Below are 18,124 nucleotides of genomic sequence, written 5' to 3'. Positions count from 1 at the left end.
TTCAGTATAAAATTACAATAAAATAATGAATGCACGGCTCCGACAGGCTATCTGCCAAAAACAGAAAGCTGGGCAGTTTTAAATTTTGAATTATATCTTATAAATTTTATTGTGGCTTGCTATTTTAACATAAGCATTGAAGCAATATATGTATTTTGACGAGCAATTAAATCTAGTTTCCCAGCCTCTGTTTTTACTTTTTTAATATTTCCACTTATGGTTCGAACTCTATTGAATAGCAAAGCTTTGCCAGCAGTTTTTAAAAAAGATTCGTCTATGGCCTTGTCGGTTTCAAGATTGGTATCTTCATTTTTTTGGTTTGTAATTTCTTGGAATGTTTTCAATAAATTGACCTTTCTTCTAATGAAAACTAATATATATTTATACGAGCAGTAAAGGTGGGGGTATTACCAGAAAATGACTAAGGGACAGTATTATGCCTGTTTGAACTCATAAATATTATCGTAAAAATCAAATAACCAAATCTGCTAAGATATAAGCAACCTATAAGACGCTACCCGTTAAAAAAGCGGACGAGATCATTCGAAGAGGCAAAAAGGCTTGCTGGGAACAAGGTCTGTACAGCTTATCAAGTGAAATTATATGCATAGAAAAAGACATAAGTGAAATTGATTATTTCAGCTATTCACTTAGTAGACTTCTCGCTATAGTAATCTCCAAAAGGGAGGCTTTATCATTGACATTTCCTGAATTGACATATTCTGAATTGGCGGCTTGGTATGCTGCGAGCCTTTCCACATTTGTATTATTATTTGAATTATATAAATGGTTTAAATCGGGCCCGAAGCTTAGGGTAACGGTTACGCCAAACGTAAAAGGCATGGGTGGATATTATGACCCTGCAGGGCTTCATACGCAATTCGATATTGTTAATATTGGTGATCAACTAACAACTATTACTTCTATAACTTTGTACCAATACAAGAATATAGTGCAAAGAATGTTGAGCAGATCTGTAAGTAAATATGTTATTGAACTTAATCGATCTGCCAGTGGATATCTTAGCGATGCAGTGCCATATGATTTAAAAGTAGGTGAAACCTGGCGGAGCTTTTCATATCAAGCTAAGCATATGCAAGAGTTATCGAAGAACGACATTTATATATATGAGATACAAGATTCCTGGCGCAAGAAGCCATATAGAAGAAAGGTAAAATTCTGATGCAAACAATTTTTCATGTATTCAACTTGACGTAGGTAATACAAAATAATACAAAAAACTACTACAAAATGTAGAAATAAGCGAACCCATAAAACTAATTATAACCAATGATAACATATAGTTAAATTAAAAAATATAATGAATTGAGGTCGGGAGTTCAATTCTCCCCAGCGGCACCATCTAATTTCCTTAGATATCAATAAGTTACTGTAAAACATAACCTTTCAGCTTCCAACTGATACACCTTAGTGGTACACCGGAGGCATGAAAAACGATATGTCACAGCATCCCAGATTGCACGAACGCAATGGTCGTTATTACGTCCGCGCAAAAATTCCCGCCAACCTTCTAGACCGTTATAAAACATTGATATTGCTTAACTATTATAACGACTAGGATCAGTTAAGTCTTGTGTAGAATTGCCAAAGTTATTGCAAAATAATGAGTTACAGGAACTCATTAGGAAAATCACATTTCAACACGAGTGGATTATTGCATTCCGGTGTGGTTGAAGTTGGCAGACTGCCAGAAAAGATGGATTTTTTCCCACTTATTGCAAAATCCGAAAACTCGTATAAACTGTTATTCTCAATTCTCTGGGGAGAGAAGGCTATATGATCCTGCGCCGCTTTATGAAACATGTCTCTCACCAGAACTGGTCTGCGGTTGTGCTGTTTTCCACAATCCAATAAGTGGGACTTCACCGCTTCTCGCTGCCAGCTCATCCACGCCCCAGTGCTGCAGATACTATAACAGCCCTGTGGGGCAGGGGTACTACCCGTTAGGTCGAACAGGCGAATACATGTTATGCTCCTCGCCTAGCAGGAGCGGAGGACAGAATGTCAGATACCAATTTTACCGGTAGTGTGCCTGAATATTATGACAAGGGTCTTGGCCCATGTCTTTTTGAATTCTATGCACGGAACATAACCAAAAAAGTGGTGGGCTATAATCCGGGTTCAGTCGTGGAGCTGGCAGCGGGTACAGGTATTGTATCCGAAAGGCTGTCCGCCGGCTTGCCTTCAGGCTGTAGCCTTATAGCGACAGACCTGAACTTGCCCATGCTGGAGATCGCCAAAGCCAGGATGCCGGAAAGCGCAACGGTGGAGTTTCGGGAAGCTGACGCACAAGAGTTGCCTTTTCCGGATTGCACGTTTGATGCCGCTGTTTGTCAATTTGGAATCATGTTTTTTCCGGACAAGGCCAAATCCATGAGGGAAGCATGGCGAGTTTTGAACCATGGCGGGCATTACGTCTTTAATGTCTGGCATTCATGGGCTGAAAACCCCTTTGCACAGTTGGTTCATCAAACTGTTGCAGGCTTTTTTCAAGGGGAGGCGCCTGGCTTCTATAAGGTGCCCTTCAGTTACCATGATGTTGATACCATCAGCGCCACCCTGGTGGAGGCTGGCTTTGTAGATGTTGAAGCAGAAATCGTACCGAGAAAGTCACCGATTGATAACCTTCACTTGTTTGCAAAGTCCCTGATCTTCGGCAATCCAATCCATGACCAGATTCTGGACCTTGGCGGGGATCCTGATGCAGTAGTGGCCGTACTGCAAAGGGAAATTACGCAGGTGATTGAGGGCGATGGTACGATGCCTCTGAAGGCTATCCTTTTTACGGCCAAAAAGCCTGAACTCTGATGGCTTTGAAACGCAAGACGGCTATTCGGCTGCAAGTGGATTTTTTGACACTTTTCGCCTCAAATCCATCCACCACAACTGGCAGTCTCCCAACTTCACTTTCGTACGCATAGGTAGGCAAGTGCTACACAACTGCTACAAAAATGTACTACAAAAAGTTGATTTTATCGGCACTATGATTTAAAGTTTATGTAATAAAAACAAATAGTTATTGTTCTTTGGGTCGTTATGTACATAATTTTCCCCAGAGGCACCATTTCTCTTAATTGTCCTCTTCATCTTCGAAATAATCGACCTGACTGCTTTCCTTGGCGATAAAGGATTTGATGCCGTCATCTGTGCCGTCCTGATAATAGGCCCCGTATTTCCGGGAATCAGGGTAATGACAGATGTCAGGGATCTGCAGGGTGCTGATGGCGAAATAACATAGTGGCTGATCCGAGTTATTAATGATCTGGTGCGCCGTCCCGTCGCCCGCCGGTGTATATATCACATCGCCTTCGGTAATTTCATACATCTCGTCATCATAGCGGATCAGGCCCGTCCCCTGCTGGATCAAAAACATTTCCTCGTTGCCGTAATGCAGATGATAGGGCCAGCCTTTCTTGCCGGGCGCGAGTTCAATATAGCCGCATCCAAGGTTCTTCATCTGCAGCGGGCCGGTAAAGCGCCTGACGGTGGCCTCAAAATTCTTTCCATCACCAACCGGAGTCTTTTTGGCCGCGGAAATATTCAGCCGGGGAAGGGGGGATGTCTTTTGTCTCGTCATTGGATGTTCCGTTCTATGTTGAGGTAGTACTGTTGCGGGGCATGCAGGATCTCGAAGCTTACAGTATTTTTAGCGGAAGGAACAGGGACGGAAGAGTAAGCCATAAACTCCTTGCCCTCGCCCCCTTTTTCTCACTAGACTGAAGCCTGATAATAAAAACAAGGGGTCGGTACGTGTCGGGTAATTTGTTTAATTTGCTGAAAACCAAACGGTTTGCACCATTGTTTGTCACCCAGTTTATGGGAGCGTTCAATGATAATGTGTTCAAGAACGCTCTGGTTTTTCTGGTCACCTATAAAATCGCCGTAGAGCAGGGCTGGGATAATGCGGCGGTGATTGTGCCGCTGGCGGGAGGCTTGTTCATCCTGCCGTTTTTCCTGTTTTCCTCTCTCGCCGGGCAATTATCGGACAAATTCGAGAAATCCCGCCTGATCCGGATTATCAAGTTCGTCGAAATCTTGCTGATGGCGCTGGCGTCCTATGGCATTTACAGCGAGAATGTGACGGTGATGATGGTCACCCTGTTTATGATGGGGGCGCAGTCGGCGTTCTTCGGGCCGCTAAAATACAGTATTCTGCCGGAACATCTGCGTCAGGATGAGTTGATCGGGGGCAATGCCCTGATCGAGATGGGAACTTTTCTGTCGATCATTTTGGGATTGATTGTTGGTGGCATGTTGATTTTGGTTGAGGGCGGACCGATGATCATTTCCGGCGTGGTCCTCAGTGTCGCGGTCATCGGATTTTTGTCGAGCTTCGCCATTCCCAAAACCATCCCTGCCGATACAGGCCTTAAAATCAATTTCAATATCATTCAGGAAACCGCCCACATCATCGGCGACTCCCGCCAGGACCGCCGGATTTTCATGTCCATCCTCGGGATTTCCTGGTTCTGGTTTTTTGGCGTGACGTTTCTCGCCCAGATCCCCACCTTCAGCCGCGAGGTTATCGGCGCGGACGAGGGCGTCGGCACCCTGTTCAATTGCGCCTTTTCCATCGGTATCGGCATCGGCTCGTTCCTGTGTGACCGGCTGCTGAAGGGGCGGGTGCAGGCGACCTATGTGCCGCTGGCGGCGATATTTATGACTTTGTTCAGCGTCGATATATATTACGCCAGTCAGGGCTATATGGGGCCGGCAGGTGGGGACCTGATCACCGTCGGGGAATTTATCAAGAGCGTGGGCAATATCCGTATCCTGCTCGATATGATGTTTATCGCCATCAGCGGCGGGGTCTATATCGTGCCGCTATACGCCATCATTCAGGACCGGGCGGCGCCGTGCAAACGCTCGCGTATGATCGCCAGCACCAATATCATAAACTCTCTGTTTATGGCGGTTTCTGCTGGCGGAAGCGCCGTGCTGATCAGCAACGGGGTCACCATCCCGCAGGTCTTTCTGATCACAGCGCTGCTTAATGCGTTTGTTGCCGTGTATATCTGTCGTTTGTTGCCGGAAGAACTGATCCGCTCGATCGCCCGGGCCATCTTGCGGCTGCTGTATCGGGTGGAGGTTCATGGGCTGGACCACTATGACTGGGCCGGCAAGAAGGCGGTGATTGTCGCCAATCATACGTCGTTCCTCGACGGGGCGTTGCTCGGGGCGTTTTTGCCGGACAAGATGACTTTTGCCATCAATACACATATCGCCGAACGCTGGTGGGTGAAGCCGGCCTTTGCCTTCATCAATCTACTGCCCCTTGACCCGACCAACCCCATGGCGGCGAAAACCATGGTGGGAGAGGTGAAAAAAGGCCGCAAACTGGTGATTTTTCCGGAAGGACGTTTGACGGTCACCGGGGCGTTGATGAAGATTTACGAGGGGCCGGGGACTATCGCGCATCTGGCCGACGCGCCGATCCTGCCGGTCCGGATCGAGGGGGCTCAATTCTCGCATTTTTCCCGTCTGCGCGGCAAATTACGCTTGCGATTATTTCCGAAGATCATCATCACGGTACTCGAACCGGTCAATATGGTCTTGCCCCCAGAGGTATCGGGCAAGGAGCGTCGGCGGCTGCTGGGTGAAAAGCTCTATACCGTGATGTCGGACATGATGTTCCAGACCAGCGACCGTCATAAAACCCTGTATCAGGCCCTGCTCGATGCCCGCAATACCCACGGGGGTGGTCATCTGGTGCTGGAAGATGTGGAACGCACACCACTGAGCTACAACAAGCTTATGCTTGGCACTATTGTTCTCGGGCGGGCGATGGCGCGGCTGACGGCCTGTGAAGAAAAGGTGGGGCTGTTGTTGCCCAATACCAATGGCTGCGTCGTAACCTTCTTTGGATTGCAGCTGCATGGGCGGGTGCCGGCGATGTTGAATTATTCAACCGGGGTGGCCAATATCCGCGCGGCCTGCAAGGCGGCGGGAATTCGCAACGTCATGACCAGTCGCCGTTTTATCGAGGTGGGCGGTCTGGGCGATATCATTGACGGTCTCACCGGACAGGTGGCGTTTACCTATCTGGAGGATCTAAGGGCAGAGATCGGTTTTGTCGCGAAGCTGCATGGCGTTGTGGCCGCCCGGTTCCCCGGCGCCTACTACCGGCGGCGACGAGGCGGAAAGGACCCACAGGCGACCGCCGTGGTGTTGTTTACCTCCGGGTCAGAAGGGGTGCCGAAGGGGGTGGCGCTCAGTCACGTCAACCTGCAGTCCAACCGTTATCAACTGGCGGCGCGGGTGGACTTCAATCCGGCGGATGTCGTATTCAACGCTTTGCCGATTTTTCATTGTTTTGGCATGACGGGCGGGTTGCTTCTGCCGTTGCTGGCGGGGATCAGGACGTTCCTTTATCCCTCACCGCTGCATTACAAGATCGTGCCGGAATTGGTCTATGACACCAATGCAACGATTATGTTTGGCACCGATACGTTTCTGAATGGCTATGCCCGGTTTGCCCATGCTTATGATTTTTACAGCATGCGCTATATCTTCGCCGGGGCCGAACGTCTGAAGCCGGAAACCAAACTGGCCTGGGCGGAGAAATTTGGCGTGCGGTTGTTCGAAGGTTACGGGGCGACGGAAACGTCACCGGTGCTGGCTTGCAATACGCCGATGCACAGTCGGGCCGGAACCGTGGGGCAATTGCTGCCGGACGTGGAATATCGGCTGGAGCCGGTGCCGGGGATTGATGCCGGCGGCAAGCTGCTGGTGCGCGGCCCCAATGTGATGAAGGGCTATTTGCTCTATGATAATCCGGGGGTGTTGGTGCCGCCGGAGAACGGCTGGTATGACACCGGCGATATCGTCGAGATTGACGGGGAGGGATATGTGGCGATTAAAGGCCGCGCCAAACGCTTTGCCAAACTTGCCGGGGAAATGGTGTCCCTTACCGCGGTAGAGGCGGTGGTGGCCGCCCTTTGGCCTGACAATCTGCATGGGGCGGTGGCGTTGCCGGATGAGAAGAAGGGCGAGCAGATTATCCTGCTCACCGATGGCAAGGCGGTGACGAAAGAGGCCATTTCGAAGAAGATCAAAGCCGACGGCCTGCAGGACCTGATGCTGCCCAAGATGATTATGACGGTGGAGAATTTTCCGGTACTCGGCACCGGTAAAATTGATTATGTGGAGGTAGGCCGGGTGGTGGCGCAAAAGCTGGAAGGCAAGCTGCTGTAGGCTTGTGACGGTTACCGCAAAAAGGCCCTGACCAGAAAACTGGTCGGGGCCTTTTTGTTGAAAGGAACAGAGGTTACTTTTTCAGCCGCAACGCATGCTGCATCACGTGGAAGATATAATTCTGTTCGACCACACCTTGGAAGAGATAAGCCCCCGGGCCGCGGGCGTAGATGGCCACATCTTCGCCGCCGTGTTTCTCCGATTTGGTTGGGACAATGGCTTGTTGTTTAAAGTTCTTGGCTTCCGTATCAACATGCGTCAGGTCACTGCGCGGTTGCCGAACAGGAGCGCCGCTGCCAGTGTAATAGCCAACGGTGGTATAAGGGCCGTCATCAAGTGCCAGCGCAGGTGATGTGTGAGGTTCGCCATGGGCATCATTCTCGACTACTTTCCCCAGGATGGGATTGCCGAGGGTGGCGTAACCGGTCATGACGAAACCGTGGGAGTGATCCGAGGTGACAATGATCAGGGTATCTTCGCCGTTGGTCATCTCCTTGGCCATCTGTACGGCATCGGCAAGGGCAACACCATCATGCAGCGCCCGATAGGCATTCCCGCCGTGGTGACCATGATCAATACGCGCCCCTTCCACATAAAGGAAATAACCGTCGTCCCTGGCTTCCAGGGACTGAATGGCTTTGCGGGTCATGTCGGCGAGGGAAGGTTCTTTGCCTTTATCCGCCGCGCGGTCAGGTTCATAATTCATATGGCTTGCGTTAAACAGGCCGAGAACGGGGCCCTTCGCATTTGGGTCCAGGGCGTCAAATCCTTTCTGGTTCCAGACATAGCGTCCGTTAGGGTGTTTGGTCTGCCATTCTTCCACCAGATTGCGTTTATCGGTGCGATTGCCCTTTTTACCTTCTTCGTCCGTAAGGGAATGGGGCAGGAAATTGGAACGTCCCCCCCCAAAGGCGACTTCAATCCCGTCGCCAAGAGAAAAATCAACAAATTGCTGGGCAATATCTTTGCAGCCCTTGTTCCTTTCCGCTTGCGGGATCTCGCTATCGTTTTCCCAGCCGCGCTCGGGCGCATGGGCATAGGCGGCGGCCGGTGTGGCGTGTGTGAGGCGGGCGGTGGTAACAATACCGGTATTTATGCCAGCCTTTTCGGACATTTCGAGAATGCTTTCCAGGTGATTATCGTGAGAGGCGCCGCAGTCGCCGCGGGGAACAGTTTGATTGACGTTGATGACCCCGGCCTTGGTTTTGGCGCCGGTCATGAACGCGGATGCAGTGCCGGCAGAATCGGGCACCTGCTGGTTGCTGTTATAGGTCTTCGACAGGGCGGTATGGGGGAATTCTTCCCAGGACAAAACATTTTCCTCGCCGGAGCGACCATGCATCTGGCCTTGCAGTATGCGGATTGCCGTGACTGTGGTGATGCTCATACCATCACCGATAAACAGAATGACATTCTTGGCCGGGCGGGTATTGATTTTCTGCGCGAGTTTACGGCTCAGGGTTTTCTGGGCTTTGGTATAGTAAGAATCGTTAGCCTGGGGCACCTCTTCGGCACCGGCGATGCCGGGCAATGCATAAAGGGCCGCCCCCGCAAGAAGAACGGTGCCAAGGCCCATCAATCTGGTTTTTGAAAATAAGGTCTGTGCTGCGGTTCTCGCATTTTTCCTTGAAGTTTCTTGTGACGTTGTTTTGATATGTAACGTATTTTTATGTTGTTTATTCATTACCATAAGCCCGTAATATTTATTAATAATTATGATCAACCAAGTCCGTGACGCGGATTGCAGTGATAAATTATACCAAAAGGTAAAAAATATCCAGTTCCTTGTAATATCTAAGACGATATGATGACCGGGGAAAGGTATGAGTATTTCAAAAATAAGGCCATGAATAAATCCTCCAGACGAACAAGGCGAGAATGCCACATAGGCCGGACATGCTTTGGGGGATCATTTTTTAACAAGCATTTTCAGCATTCAGGGGATAAGTTCATAGAATAGGCTTTACTGCATCAAACATGTATATTAAATATATCTTTAATTAAGTGAGTCGATCCCTAACCCAAGAGTAGATATCATGCGCCCTGATCCTTCCCTGTTTTCCACATTGTTTTCTGCCGGTTTTAGAGTGTTTTTTCCCCTGGCGGCGTTGTCGTCGGTGGTTCTTCTTGGCTATTGGGTATTGTTGGTGACCGGTGGGGTCGAGACCTTACCATCCCGTTTTGACCCCGTGAGCTGGCATCAGCATGAAATGATCTTTGGCATGGTCAGTGCGGTAATCATTGGTTTTCTGTACACCGCCGTTCCGAATTGGACCGGGCGACCGACACCGACCGGGGCAGCGTTGGCGGGGTTGGGGCTGATCTGGATACTCGGGCGGGTGAGTATCTTTTATGGAGCTCATTTGCCGATCTGGCTGCCGTTGTTGATTGACGGCCTATTCCTGCCACTGGCGGTGATTGGCGTGGTGAAAGCTCTGATCGGAGCGGGGAACAAGCGCAATTATTTCCTGCCGGTGGTGTTACTGTTGTTTGCCGGACTGAATATTGTGAGTCATCTGGCGGCCACGGGCTTGATCGCATTTGAGCCGCGCAGGCTGTTTCTTCCGGCGGTTCTCTTCATTGTCTTTCTGATGAATGTGATCGGCGGGCGAATCATTCCCAATTTTACCAAGGGAAAATATCCGGCGCTTACGACCAATACACCGGCGGTTCTGCTGCCGTTGTCGGTGATCGCCATATTCGGGCTGGCGGCGGCGTTGCTTCTGCAGGCTTCAGACATGGTCATCGGTGGCATTGCGTTATTTGCCGGTGGCGTGACGCTGATACGTTCGCTCAGTTGGAAAGGCTGGGCCGTGGCCCATGATCCGATTTTGTTCATTCTGCATATGGGATATTTCTGGATTCCTCTAGGGTTTTTCCTTGTCGCCTACAGCAGTCTGACCGGAGAAGCGCCGTTGTCCCACGCGCTACATGCCTTCACGGTTGGGGCAGTGGGGTCTTTGACCCTCGGTGTGATGTCCCGGGCAACGCTCGGGCATTCAGGGTTGCCACTGAACAATGAGGTGATCCTGACGCTGATATTTGTCAGCATTACGATCGCGGCCCTCAGTCGAGCGGTCCTGCCATTGCTGCTGCCAGAAAGCTATCTTGGCACCCTTCAGGGCGCCGGCGGATTGTGGATATTGGCCTATGGGCTGTTCCTCCTGCGTTTCGGCAAGATTTTCATTACGCCGAGGAAAATTTTCTAGACACCCTGTTTTATGTTTGGTCAGGCAATGTGTAATCCTTGAACATCTTGCGCAGTTCAAGTTTCTGAATTTTACCGGTAGCCGTATGAGGCATTTCGTCAATAAAGACCACGTCATCCGGTGTCCACCATTTGGCGATCTTGCCGTCGAGGTAGGAAAGCAGACTTTCCTTGGTCGGGCTTGTGCCTGCCTCAGCAGTGATGATCAATAGAGGGCGTTCCTGCCATTTAGGGTGGGCAATGCCAATCACGGCTGCCTCGACGACATCAGGATGGCCGAGGGCGACATTCTCAAGGTCAATGGAGGAAATCCATTCCCCCCCGGATTTAATCACATCTTTTGACCGGTCAACAATAGTCATATAACCATCCTGGTCGAGGGTCGATACATCACCGGTATCGAAATAACCCTCTGCATCAAGGATATTCTGGTCTTGTTGTTTAAAATAGGATTTGGCAACCCAGGGACCGCGGACCATCAACCGGCCAAAAGCGACACCGTCTCGCGGCAATTCACGGTCCTCGTCGTCAACGATTTTCATCTCAACGCCAAAGGGCGGACGGCCCTGTTTGACCTTGATGGCCAGTTTTTCGTCCGCTGTCAGGCCGGTATGTTTTTTCAGCGGTCGGTTGACGGACCCCAGAGGGCTGGTTTCTGTCATGCCCCAGGCATGCAATACCGTGGCGCCAAAGGTGGATTCAAGGTCTTCAATCAGGCTTGGGGCGGCAGCCGATCCGCCGATAATAAAGCTTTCAATGGGTAGTTTGCTATGATCCTGCGGGGCGAGCGATTTGACATATTGCAGCAATGCCAGCCAGATGGTGGGCACGCCGAGCGCGGTGGTGCATTCCTCGTTTTTCAGCAAATTATAAAAATTTTCGCCGGTCATCTCTGCACCGGGGAAAACGATTTTACTGCCGGCCATCGCCGCGGCGTAAGGAATTCCCCAGGCATTTACATGAAACATGGGGACGATGGGCATAACCGTGTCACTATTTCCGATGCCGAGACTGTCTTTGGTACAGATGCAAAAGCTATGCAATATGGTGCTGCGGTGGCTGTAGAGAACGCCTTTGGGGTGACCGGTGGTGCCGGAGGTGTAACACAGACCTGCCGCGGTGTTCTCGTTCAGATCGGGCCAGGCATATGACGTATCATGACCGGCGATGATGTCTTCATAACACAGGACATTGTCGAGGCTGCTGTCCGGCATATGAGCGCGGTCGGTCATGATCACATATTTTTCCACACGTGGAAAATGCGCGGCCAGTTTTTCCACCAGCGGCACGAATGTCAGATCAAGAAATAGAACTCGGGCGTCAGAATGATCAAGGATATAACTTAACTGTTCTGGAAACAGGCGAGGGTTGACTGTATTGAGGACGGCCCCCATGGCCGGGACGGCGAAATAGAGCTCCAGGTGACGATAGGTGTTCCAGGCCAGGGTGCTGATGCAGTCGCCCTGCTGTATCCCAAGGACCTCCAGGGCATGGGCCAGCTGCCCGGACCGGTCTGCAACTTCACCGTAAGTCGAACGGTGAATGCCTCCTTCTACGGCCTTGGTCACGACCTCTATATCGCGGTTATAGAGCGCCGCATGCTGCAGTATTGTGGCGATCTGTAACGGTTTGTCCTGCATAAGCCCAAGCATATTTTATATCTCCCATTATTGTGTAGGGGAAGTGTGCCATAGGTTTTTATAAAAATAAACTTAAAACGAACGTTTTAATTTAAGCTATTGACTGTGCTTGCCGGTTGGCAGGCCGAGGCTGAAGAAAAAGGCAAGCGTTAGCATTACGCCGGAACCGATCAGACAGGCGGTGAGCCCGCCCCATTGATAGAGACTACCGGAAAGCAGGGTGCCGAGCAGGCGGCCGCCGGCATTTGCGGAATAGTAGAACCCGACATTGACCGCCACATGATCTGAAGGCGTGAAGGCAAGAATCAGATAGGAATGCAGGGCGGAATTGACCGCAAAGACCATGCCAAACAAGCCAAGGCCTGTAAGAATGGTGAGGGCGGGTGGCATGCCGGTTTCCAGACCAGCGACAATGATAAATGGCAGGGTGGTGAGTAGGAAAACCCACAGGCGGTTTTCGATCACTTCCCGGCTGCGGCCGTCGGCGGATTTTCTCAGCAGAAGAGGCGCGGCGGATTGCACCAGACCATAGCCGATGACCCACAAGGCCATAACACCCCCGACTTCGGCGAAATCCCAACCGAGTCCCTCATAAAGAAACAGAGGCAGGCCAACGACAAACCAGACATCCCTGGCGCCGAAGAGGAAGAAACGTGCGGTTGATAACAGGTTGATGGCGTGGCTTTTGGAAAATAGCTGGCGGAAAGTTACTTTTTTCTGGGCTTGTCCCAGATCGGGGGAGAGAAAAAGCATTGCCGCTGTGAGAATGATGATCAGAAGTCCGACCATGGTCCACAGCGCCGGTGCGAAACCCAACAGGCTGAGAAGCAGGCCACCGAGAAAGAATCCAACCCCTTTCAGAGTATTTTTCGATCCGGTCAGCAGGGCGACCCATTTAAACAGCGTGGCGTTTTGATCCGCGGGTATGATCAGCTTCAGGGCGCTTTTGGCGCTCATTTTGGTCAGGTCTTTGGCTATGCCCGACAATCCCTGCACGGCGACAACAAAAGGCACCGCAGTGACGAGCGGCCAGCTGTCATCAAGCAAGGTCAGGGCCATAAGGGCGACGATCTGCAAGCCGAGCCCCAGGATCAGGGTTTTGTTGAGTCCGACACGGCTGCCAAGCCAACCGCCCGTGATGTTGGTAACAATGCCAAATATTTCATAAAGCAGAAACAGGGAAGCCAGTTGCAACGGCGTATAGCCAAGGGTGTGAAAATGCAACAACACCAGCATACGCAGGGCGCCGTCGGTCAGGGTAAATCCCCAATAGGCCGCCGTGACCAGAGCATATTGGGGTAAGCTTTTTTGATGATCAATACGGTTTATCTGCGTCATGTGTGGACATCAGCCTTTTAGAGGGAGCGTGATATTTTCTGCGCCAGTTCCGCCATGCGGCAGACATAGCCCCATTCATTATCGTACCAGGCGAGCAGCTTCACCTGGGTTTCATCCACGACCATGGTGGACAGCGCATCTATGATCGAGGAACGAGGATCATTGGTATAATCCACGGAGACCAGCGGTCGGGTTTCATAGCCCAGTATATCCTTGAGATAGGTTTCCGAGGCTTCCCGCAACAGGTTGTTGACCTCATCGACGCTGGTGGGGCGTTCAACCTCGAACACGCAATCTGTCAGGGAACCGTTGAGAAGCGGGACCCGTACGGCGAGACCGTTGAGCTTGCCCTGAAGTTCCGGGTAAATCAGGGTAATGGCCGTCGCCGAACCGGTGCTGGTGGGGATCAGGGATGTGAGCCCAGACCGGGCCCGCCGCAAATCCTTATGGGGGGCATCGACCATCACCTGGGTATTGGTGACGTCGTGTATGGTGGTGATCACCCCGTGGCGGATGCCGAGCTTTTCCTGAATGACCTTGACCACCGGCGCCAGACAATTGGTGGTGCAGGAGGCATTGGTAACAATATGGTGGCTGGTGGAATCATACAGATGATCGTTAATTCCCATGACGATATTCAGCGCCCCGTCTTTTACCGGTGCGGCAACGATGACTTTGGCGACACCCTTGTCGAGATAGGCGCTCAGCTGATCCATGGTGCGAAAGGCGCCGGTGCATTCGAGCACCAGATCAACGCCCGTAAGATCAAGATCTTCCAGGGTCGCGCTATGGCTCACCGGGATATAGTGATTGCCGATGGAAAGGCCGGTTTCATCCGGGCTGATGTCTCTGTCCCAGCGGCCATGAACGCTATCGAATTCCAGAAGATGAGCCGCAGTTTCCGCTGTGCCGTCGCGTTCATTGATCAGGACGAATTCAAGTTCTGGCAGATCATAGGCGGCGCGAAGCACCAACCGGCCCATGCGGCCAAATCCGTTAATGGCGACTTTAAGTGTCATGGAGTGATGTCCTTGTTCCGGGTCATAAATGTGAAACATTTGTTGTCTGCGCCGTGGCAGCAATCTTCGATCAGGTAGCCGAGAAAGCCATCCAGTCGCGCCATGTTGGCGGTATAATATATTGCCCGTTGCGCTTTAGCGGAACAGATCAGGTCTGCCTGCTCCAGCGCGGTCAGATGGTAGGAAAGGGTGGAATTGGGCACCCCCAGCCTACGGGCGATTTCACCAGCCATCAGGCCATCGGGACTCTGCTGAATCAGCAGGCGAAACAGTTTCAGCCGGGTTTCCTGCGCTAAGGCCGCCATCATATTTACGGCATTTTTATCTGTAATTTTAGATTTCATATTTTTATATTTCCAGAAATTTGGAAATAAGTCAAATGACGATTTGATGACACCGCGTAAAGTCGCGTTTCTAGGTCGGGTTAGTCGATCAGGCGTTCGGGGGGGAAAATAAGCGTGACTGTTGTGCCCTTATTCAGTTCGCTTTCAATGATCATTTGTCCCTGATGCAATTCGATAAAGGCTTTCGATATGGCAAGGCCAAGCCCGGTGCCTTCGTGGGACCGGGTTTTATGGTCCTGATCCTGCAGGTAAGGTTCGGTGATGATTTCCAGTTTCTCAGGAGAAATGCCGATGCCGGTGTCTTTGATGGTGATATGAAGTTCCTGATTTTTGGTGACACGGTAGTGGATTGCCACAGTTCCTTTTTCCGGCGTGAATTTCATGGCATTGCTGAGCAGATTGAGGATCAGTTGTTTGAGAACTTTCTCATCACCGCGAATTTCCTGAGCCACTTCCGGAAAGCGGGTGGTGACATCAAGTTTTTTATCCTGGGCATTCTTCTGGACAAAAACCAGACATTTCTTGAGCAATCGCGTGACGTCCAGTTCTTCTTCCCGCAGGTCATAACGTCCGGCCTCGATCTTGGACAAGTCGAGGATTTCGTTAACAATGGTCAGAAGATGGGCGCCGCTGGTCTGAATATGTTCCAGATACTCTGATTGTTGTGGGGATAAAGGATCCTCTTTCCGGGTGGTGAGGATGTCGGAAAACCCAATGATGGCATTCAGCGGGGTGCGCAATTCATGGGACATGGTGGCCAGAAAGTCGGATTTGATCTTATGGCCATGCTCCGCCTTTGACTTGGCGTCGTTCATTTCATTTAAAAGTTCGACAACGCGCCGGTAGGACATATAGCCGCCAATAAGCAGCAGGGCGAACATGGCGAAGCTGGTATAAAGTGACAGGGCCAGAGGATTTTTTTTCTCCGCCATACGTTGCCAGCTCAAGGCGCCAATATTCTCCCCCATACTGTTTTTCAAGGGTAGATTTTCAGGATTGTCATCCGGTGTGAACGTGAGCTGTTTGAGTTTCAGGCTTCGGCTGACGTCTTGTTTGAATTCGGGGGTCAGCAGGCGCCAGAAAATCATGAAATCTCTTTTTTCCGCGACGTAATCGGGGTGCTCTCCAGGTTCCACCAGCGTCAAAGGAGACAAAGTCACCAAGGCCGGGATGCCGTTAATGGTCTGATAAAAAGAATAGGGAAAAGGCTTTGATGCGTCCTGTTTCAGTATTTCATTTCGGATATGGCTGAAATGGCCGTTGAAGGCGGGGGACGACAGTTTGTAGTCGGGATTGTTATCGCGCACGAATTGTACGATAAGTTCGCCGGAATTGCTCATGAACCCCATGCCATGAATGGTGGTGTTGATGACATCAGCGGTGCCGATATGGTCATAAAACCAGTCCATATCTCTCTGCTGGCTCATATGTTCGAAAGCACTGCCCCATTCGGTATAGTCGAGCAACAGCAATTCCTGGAAATCCTGCAGGTTTTCCAGATGACGGCTCAGAGAATGTCGGGAGATTTCATGGCCCGATTCTTCAATGGCCCGTTCCGTGATGCCCAGGCTGATCACTATACCGGCAAGAGCAATGGATATCGTAATCGCTATGGGGTTGAATATGCGTGAAAAACTCAATTACTACTCTTTCCAGTACCATCAATTATACCCGTAATTCAAGGCGGTACGGATACTATATGTAGGATGGCGCCAAAAGGATAGACTAAAAAATAGAAAATATTCGGGTGTATTGAGAAAGGGGAGGGCTCATATCTTGTATCGTCTATAGGTGGTGCGGGAGCAGGCGCACGGAAGGAAAAGTCAGAAGAACCTTGGTCCCGTGGTTAAGGGCGCTTTCGATTGTCATTTCGCCCTGATGCAATTCGATAAAGGCCTTTGATATGGTGAGTCCAAGGCCGGTGCCGCCATGGGATCGGGTTTTATGGTCCTGATCCTGAAGATAGGGTTCGGTGATGATGGCGAGTTTTTCGGCGGAGATTCCAATGCCATTGTCCTGAACAAAAATTTGAATATTTTGTCGCGGGCCAAGGTGATAGCCGATGGTTATCTCGCCATTTTCTGGGGTGAATTTAACCGCATTGCTCAGCAGGTTGAGCAGCAATTGCTTGATGACCTTTTCGTCGCCCATCAATTCGTAATGGGTATCGGGGAATTCTTTGATTATTGTGATGTTTTTGTCAGAAGCCGCGCTGCTGATATAGATGGCTGCTTCATGAATAATGCGATGTATTTCGACTTCGGATTCATAAAGTTCATATTTCCCGGCTTCTATCTTGGATAAGTCGAGTATTTCATTGATGATTTCCAAAAGATGATTTCCGCTTTTCTCAATATAATGGAGATATTCCTTTTGTGTTTCATCCAGTGTTTTATTGGTGTCCGACTGTAATATATTGGAAAAACCGATAATGGAATTCAATGGCGTGCGCAGTTCATGAGACATGGTCGCGAGAAAATTGGTTTTGATGGAATGGCCTTTCTCGGCAACGGCCTTCGCGGTTTCCGTCTGGTGGATCAATTCTGAAATTCGGGTGAAGGAAATATACCCTCCGATCAGCAGAAGACCGAACATCATGATACTGATCAAAAGGGTCAGGGACAGATAATTGGAAGCTTTGGCCATCAAGGACCAGGTGATATGCGAAAGAATGCGCCCATCGGCATCGCGAATCGGAATGGAATTTGACGTTGGTGTCTGGGACGCATGGAGGCTTGCAATGCCCAGATCTTCGCCTTTTTGGGCCAATTCATCCGGTGTCAGAATATAGTAGAAGACAAGAAAATCTCTTTTGTTGGCGGGAAATTCTGGTCTGGTGTCCCATTGGAAGTATGTGATTGGGCTCATGGCGAAAAGGGTCGGGGAACCGTCGGAAACGCCATTGAAGAAAACCGGTTCTGGCCTGTTTTCCGGGAAAGCCAGGGCTTTCTGTTTCAACGTCGCGAAATGTTCCAGAAAAAACGTCTGAGAAAAAGCGTATTCCTCCTTATTGTCGCGGGTGAATTGATATTTGATCGCGCCGTCGTTTTGCAGAATGACGATGCCGTGAATGGGATCATTCAACAAGTCCGACGTTGCGTAGCTTTGCACCACCCATTCCGGGTCGGGGCGGTAGGTGATGTTGAGAAAGGCGTGGTTCCACCAGGAATTATCCAGCACAAGCGAACGTAATGTATTCCGTGAATTCTTGATATAAGCGGCGACCACATGATGGGTCAGGTCACTTTCTGTATGTTCGGAGATGTAATAGGACGTTGACAGGCTGCCGATAATCACCGAGAGGGCGATGAAAACTGTTAATGCAATTGGCGTAAATGCTCTCGTAAAACTCACTATACT

At 50.4% G+C, this 18,124-nt stretch carries 13 protein-coding genes; 4 read left to right on the top strand and 9 right to left on the bottom strand.

Annotated elements, in window-relative coordinates; all coding sequences use genetic code 11:
* Positions 1 to 119: 119 nt before the first annotated feature.
* Complete coding sequence (locus tag FIV45_RS12645) at positions 120 to 344, bottom strand: hypothetical protein (RefSeq protein WP_099475373.1); 225 nt, start codon at positions 342 to 344, stop codon at positions 120 to 122.
* Positions 345 to 697: 353 nt separating this feature from the next.
* Between FIV45_RS12645 and FIV45_RS12640 the strand changes: the two genes are divergently transcribed.
* On the top strand, positions 698 to 1,183 hold the full coding sequence (locus tag FIV45_RS12640) for a hypothetical protein (RefSeq protein ID WP_099475374.1): 486 nt from the start codon (positions 698 to 700) through the stop codon (positions 1,181 to 1,183).
* 839 nt (positions 1,184 to 2,022) lie between these two features.
* Entirely contained in the window at positions 2,023 to 2,829 is an 807-nt protein-coding gene (locus FIV45_RS12635; protein ID WP_099475375.1) for a class I SAM-dependent methyltransferase, read from the top strand.
* Between the two features lie 262 nt (positions 2,830 to 3,091).
* Here the strand turns inward: FIV45_RS12635 and FIV45_RS12630 are convergent, their stop codons facing one another.
* A complete protein-coding gene (locus FIV45_RS12630) occupies positions 3,092 to 3,598 on the bottom strand; it encodes a cupin domain-containing protein (protein ID WP_099475376.1) in 507 nt (168 codons plus the stop codon).
* 173 nt (positions 3,599 to 3,771) lie between these two features.
* Between FIV45_RS12630 and FIV45_RS12625 the strand changes: the two genes are divergently transcribed.
* Positions 3,772 to 7,215: an acyl-[ACP]--phospholipid O-acyltransferase gene (locus tag FIV45_RS12625; RefSeq protein ID WP_204602403.1), complete on the top strand. Its 3,444-nt coding sequence runs from the start codon at positions 3,772 to 3,774 to the stop codon at positions 7,213 to 7,215.
* Between the two features lie 73 nt (positions 7,216 to 7,288).
* Here the strand turns inward: FIV45_RS12625 and FIV45_RS12620 are convergent, their stop codons facing one another.
* Positions 7,289 to 8,791 carry an alkaline phosphatase gene (locus FIV45_RS12620; protein ID WP_099475409.1) on the bottom strand — a complete coding sequence of 501 codons (1,503 nt, stop codon included), beginning with the start codon at positions 8,789 to 8,791 and terminating at the stop codon, positions 7,289 to 7,291.
* Positions 8,792 to 9,251: 460 nt separating this feature from the next.
* Here FIV45_RS12620 and FIV45_RS12615 point away from each other — a divergent pair, with 460 nt between their 5' ends.
* Complete coding sequence (locus FIV45_RS12615; RefSeq protein ID WP_099475377.1) at positions 9,252 to 10,424, top strand: NnrS family protein; 1,173 nt, start codon at positions 9,252 to 9,254, stop codon at positions 10,422 to 10,424.
* Positions 10,425 to 10,434: 10 nt separating this feature from the next.
* Here FIV45_RS12615 and FIV45_RS12610 read toward each other — a convergent pair whose 3' ends face one another.
* From FIV45_RS12610 to FIV45_RS12585, 6 genes are all read right to left on the bottom strand, one after another.
* The gene (locus tag FIV45_RS12610; protein WP_099475378.1) at positions 10,435 to 12,075 is read right to left on the bottom strand and encodes a long-chain-fatty-acid--CoA ligase; all 1,641 of its coding nucleotides are present in this window, start codon (positions 12,073 to 12,075) and stop codon (positions 10,435 to 10,437) included.
* Positions 12,076 to 12,159: 84 nt separating this feature from the next.
* Entirely contained in the window at positions 12,160 to 13,401 is a 1,242-nt protein-coding gene (gene arsJ / locus FIV45_RS12605) for an organoarsenical effux MFS transporter ArsJ (RefSeq protein WP_099475379.1), read from the bottom strand.
* A 17-nt stretch (positions 13,402 to 13,418) separates the two neighbouring features.
* On the bottom strand, positions 13,419 to 14,420 hold the full coding sequence (locus FIV45_RS12600) for an ArsJ-associated glyceraldehyde-3-phosphate dehydrogenase (protein ID WP_099475380.1): 1,002 nt from the start codon (positions 14,418 to 14,420) through the stop codon (positions 13,419 to 13,421).
* On the bottom strand, positions 14,417 to 14,764 hold the full coding sequence (locus tag FIV45_RS12595; protein WP_204602405.1) for an ArsR/SmtB family transcription factor: 348 nt from the start codon (positions 14,762 to 14,764) through the stop codon (positions 14,417 to 14,419). Before FIV45_RS12595 ends, FIV45_RS12600 begins: the two co-directional genes overlap by 4 nt.
* An 80-nt stretch (positions 14,765 to 14,844) precedes the next feature.
* Complete coding sequence (locus tag FIV45_RS12590; RefSeq protein ID WP_099475381.1) at positions 14,845 to 16,404, bottom strand: sensor histidine kinase; 1,560 nt, start codon at positions 16,402 to 16,404, stop codon at positions 14,845 to 14,847.
* Between the two features lie 145 nt (positions 16,405 to 16,549).
* Positions 16,550 to 18,118 (bottom strand): ATP-binding protein, encoded by a 1,569-nt coding sequence (locus FIV45_RS12585; RefSeq protein WP_099475382.1) that lies wholly within the window; start codon positions 18,116 to 18,118, stop codon positions 16,550 to 16,552.
* Between the last annotated feature and the right edge of the window lie 6 nt (positions 18,119 to 18,124).

The sequence above is a fragment of the Paremcibacter congregatus genome (assembly GCF_006385135.1).
Taxonomy (GTDB): Bacteria; Pseudomonadota; Alphaproteobacteria; order Sphingomonadales; family Emcibacteraceae; genus Paremcibacter; species Paremcibacter congregatus.
Note: the sequence above shows the minus strand (reverse complement) of the source record. Positions and strands in the feature narration are given on the sequence as shown.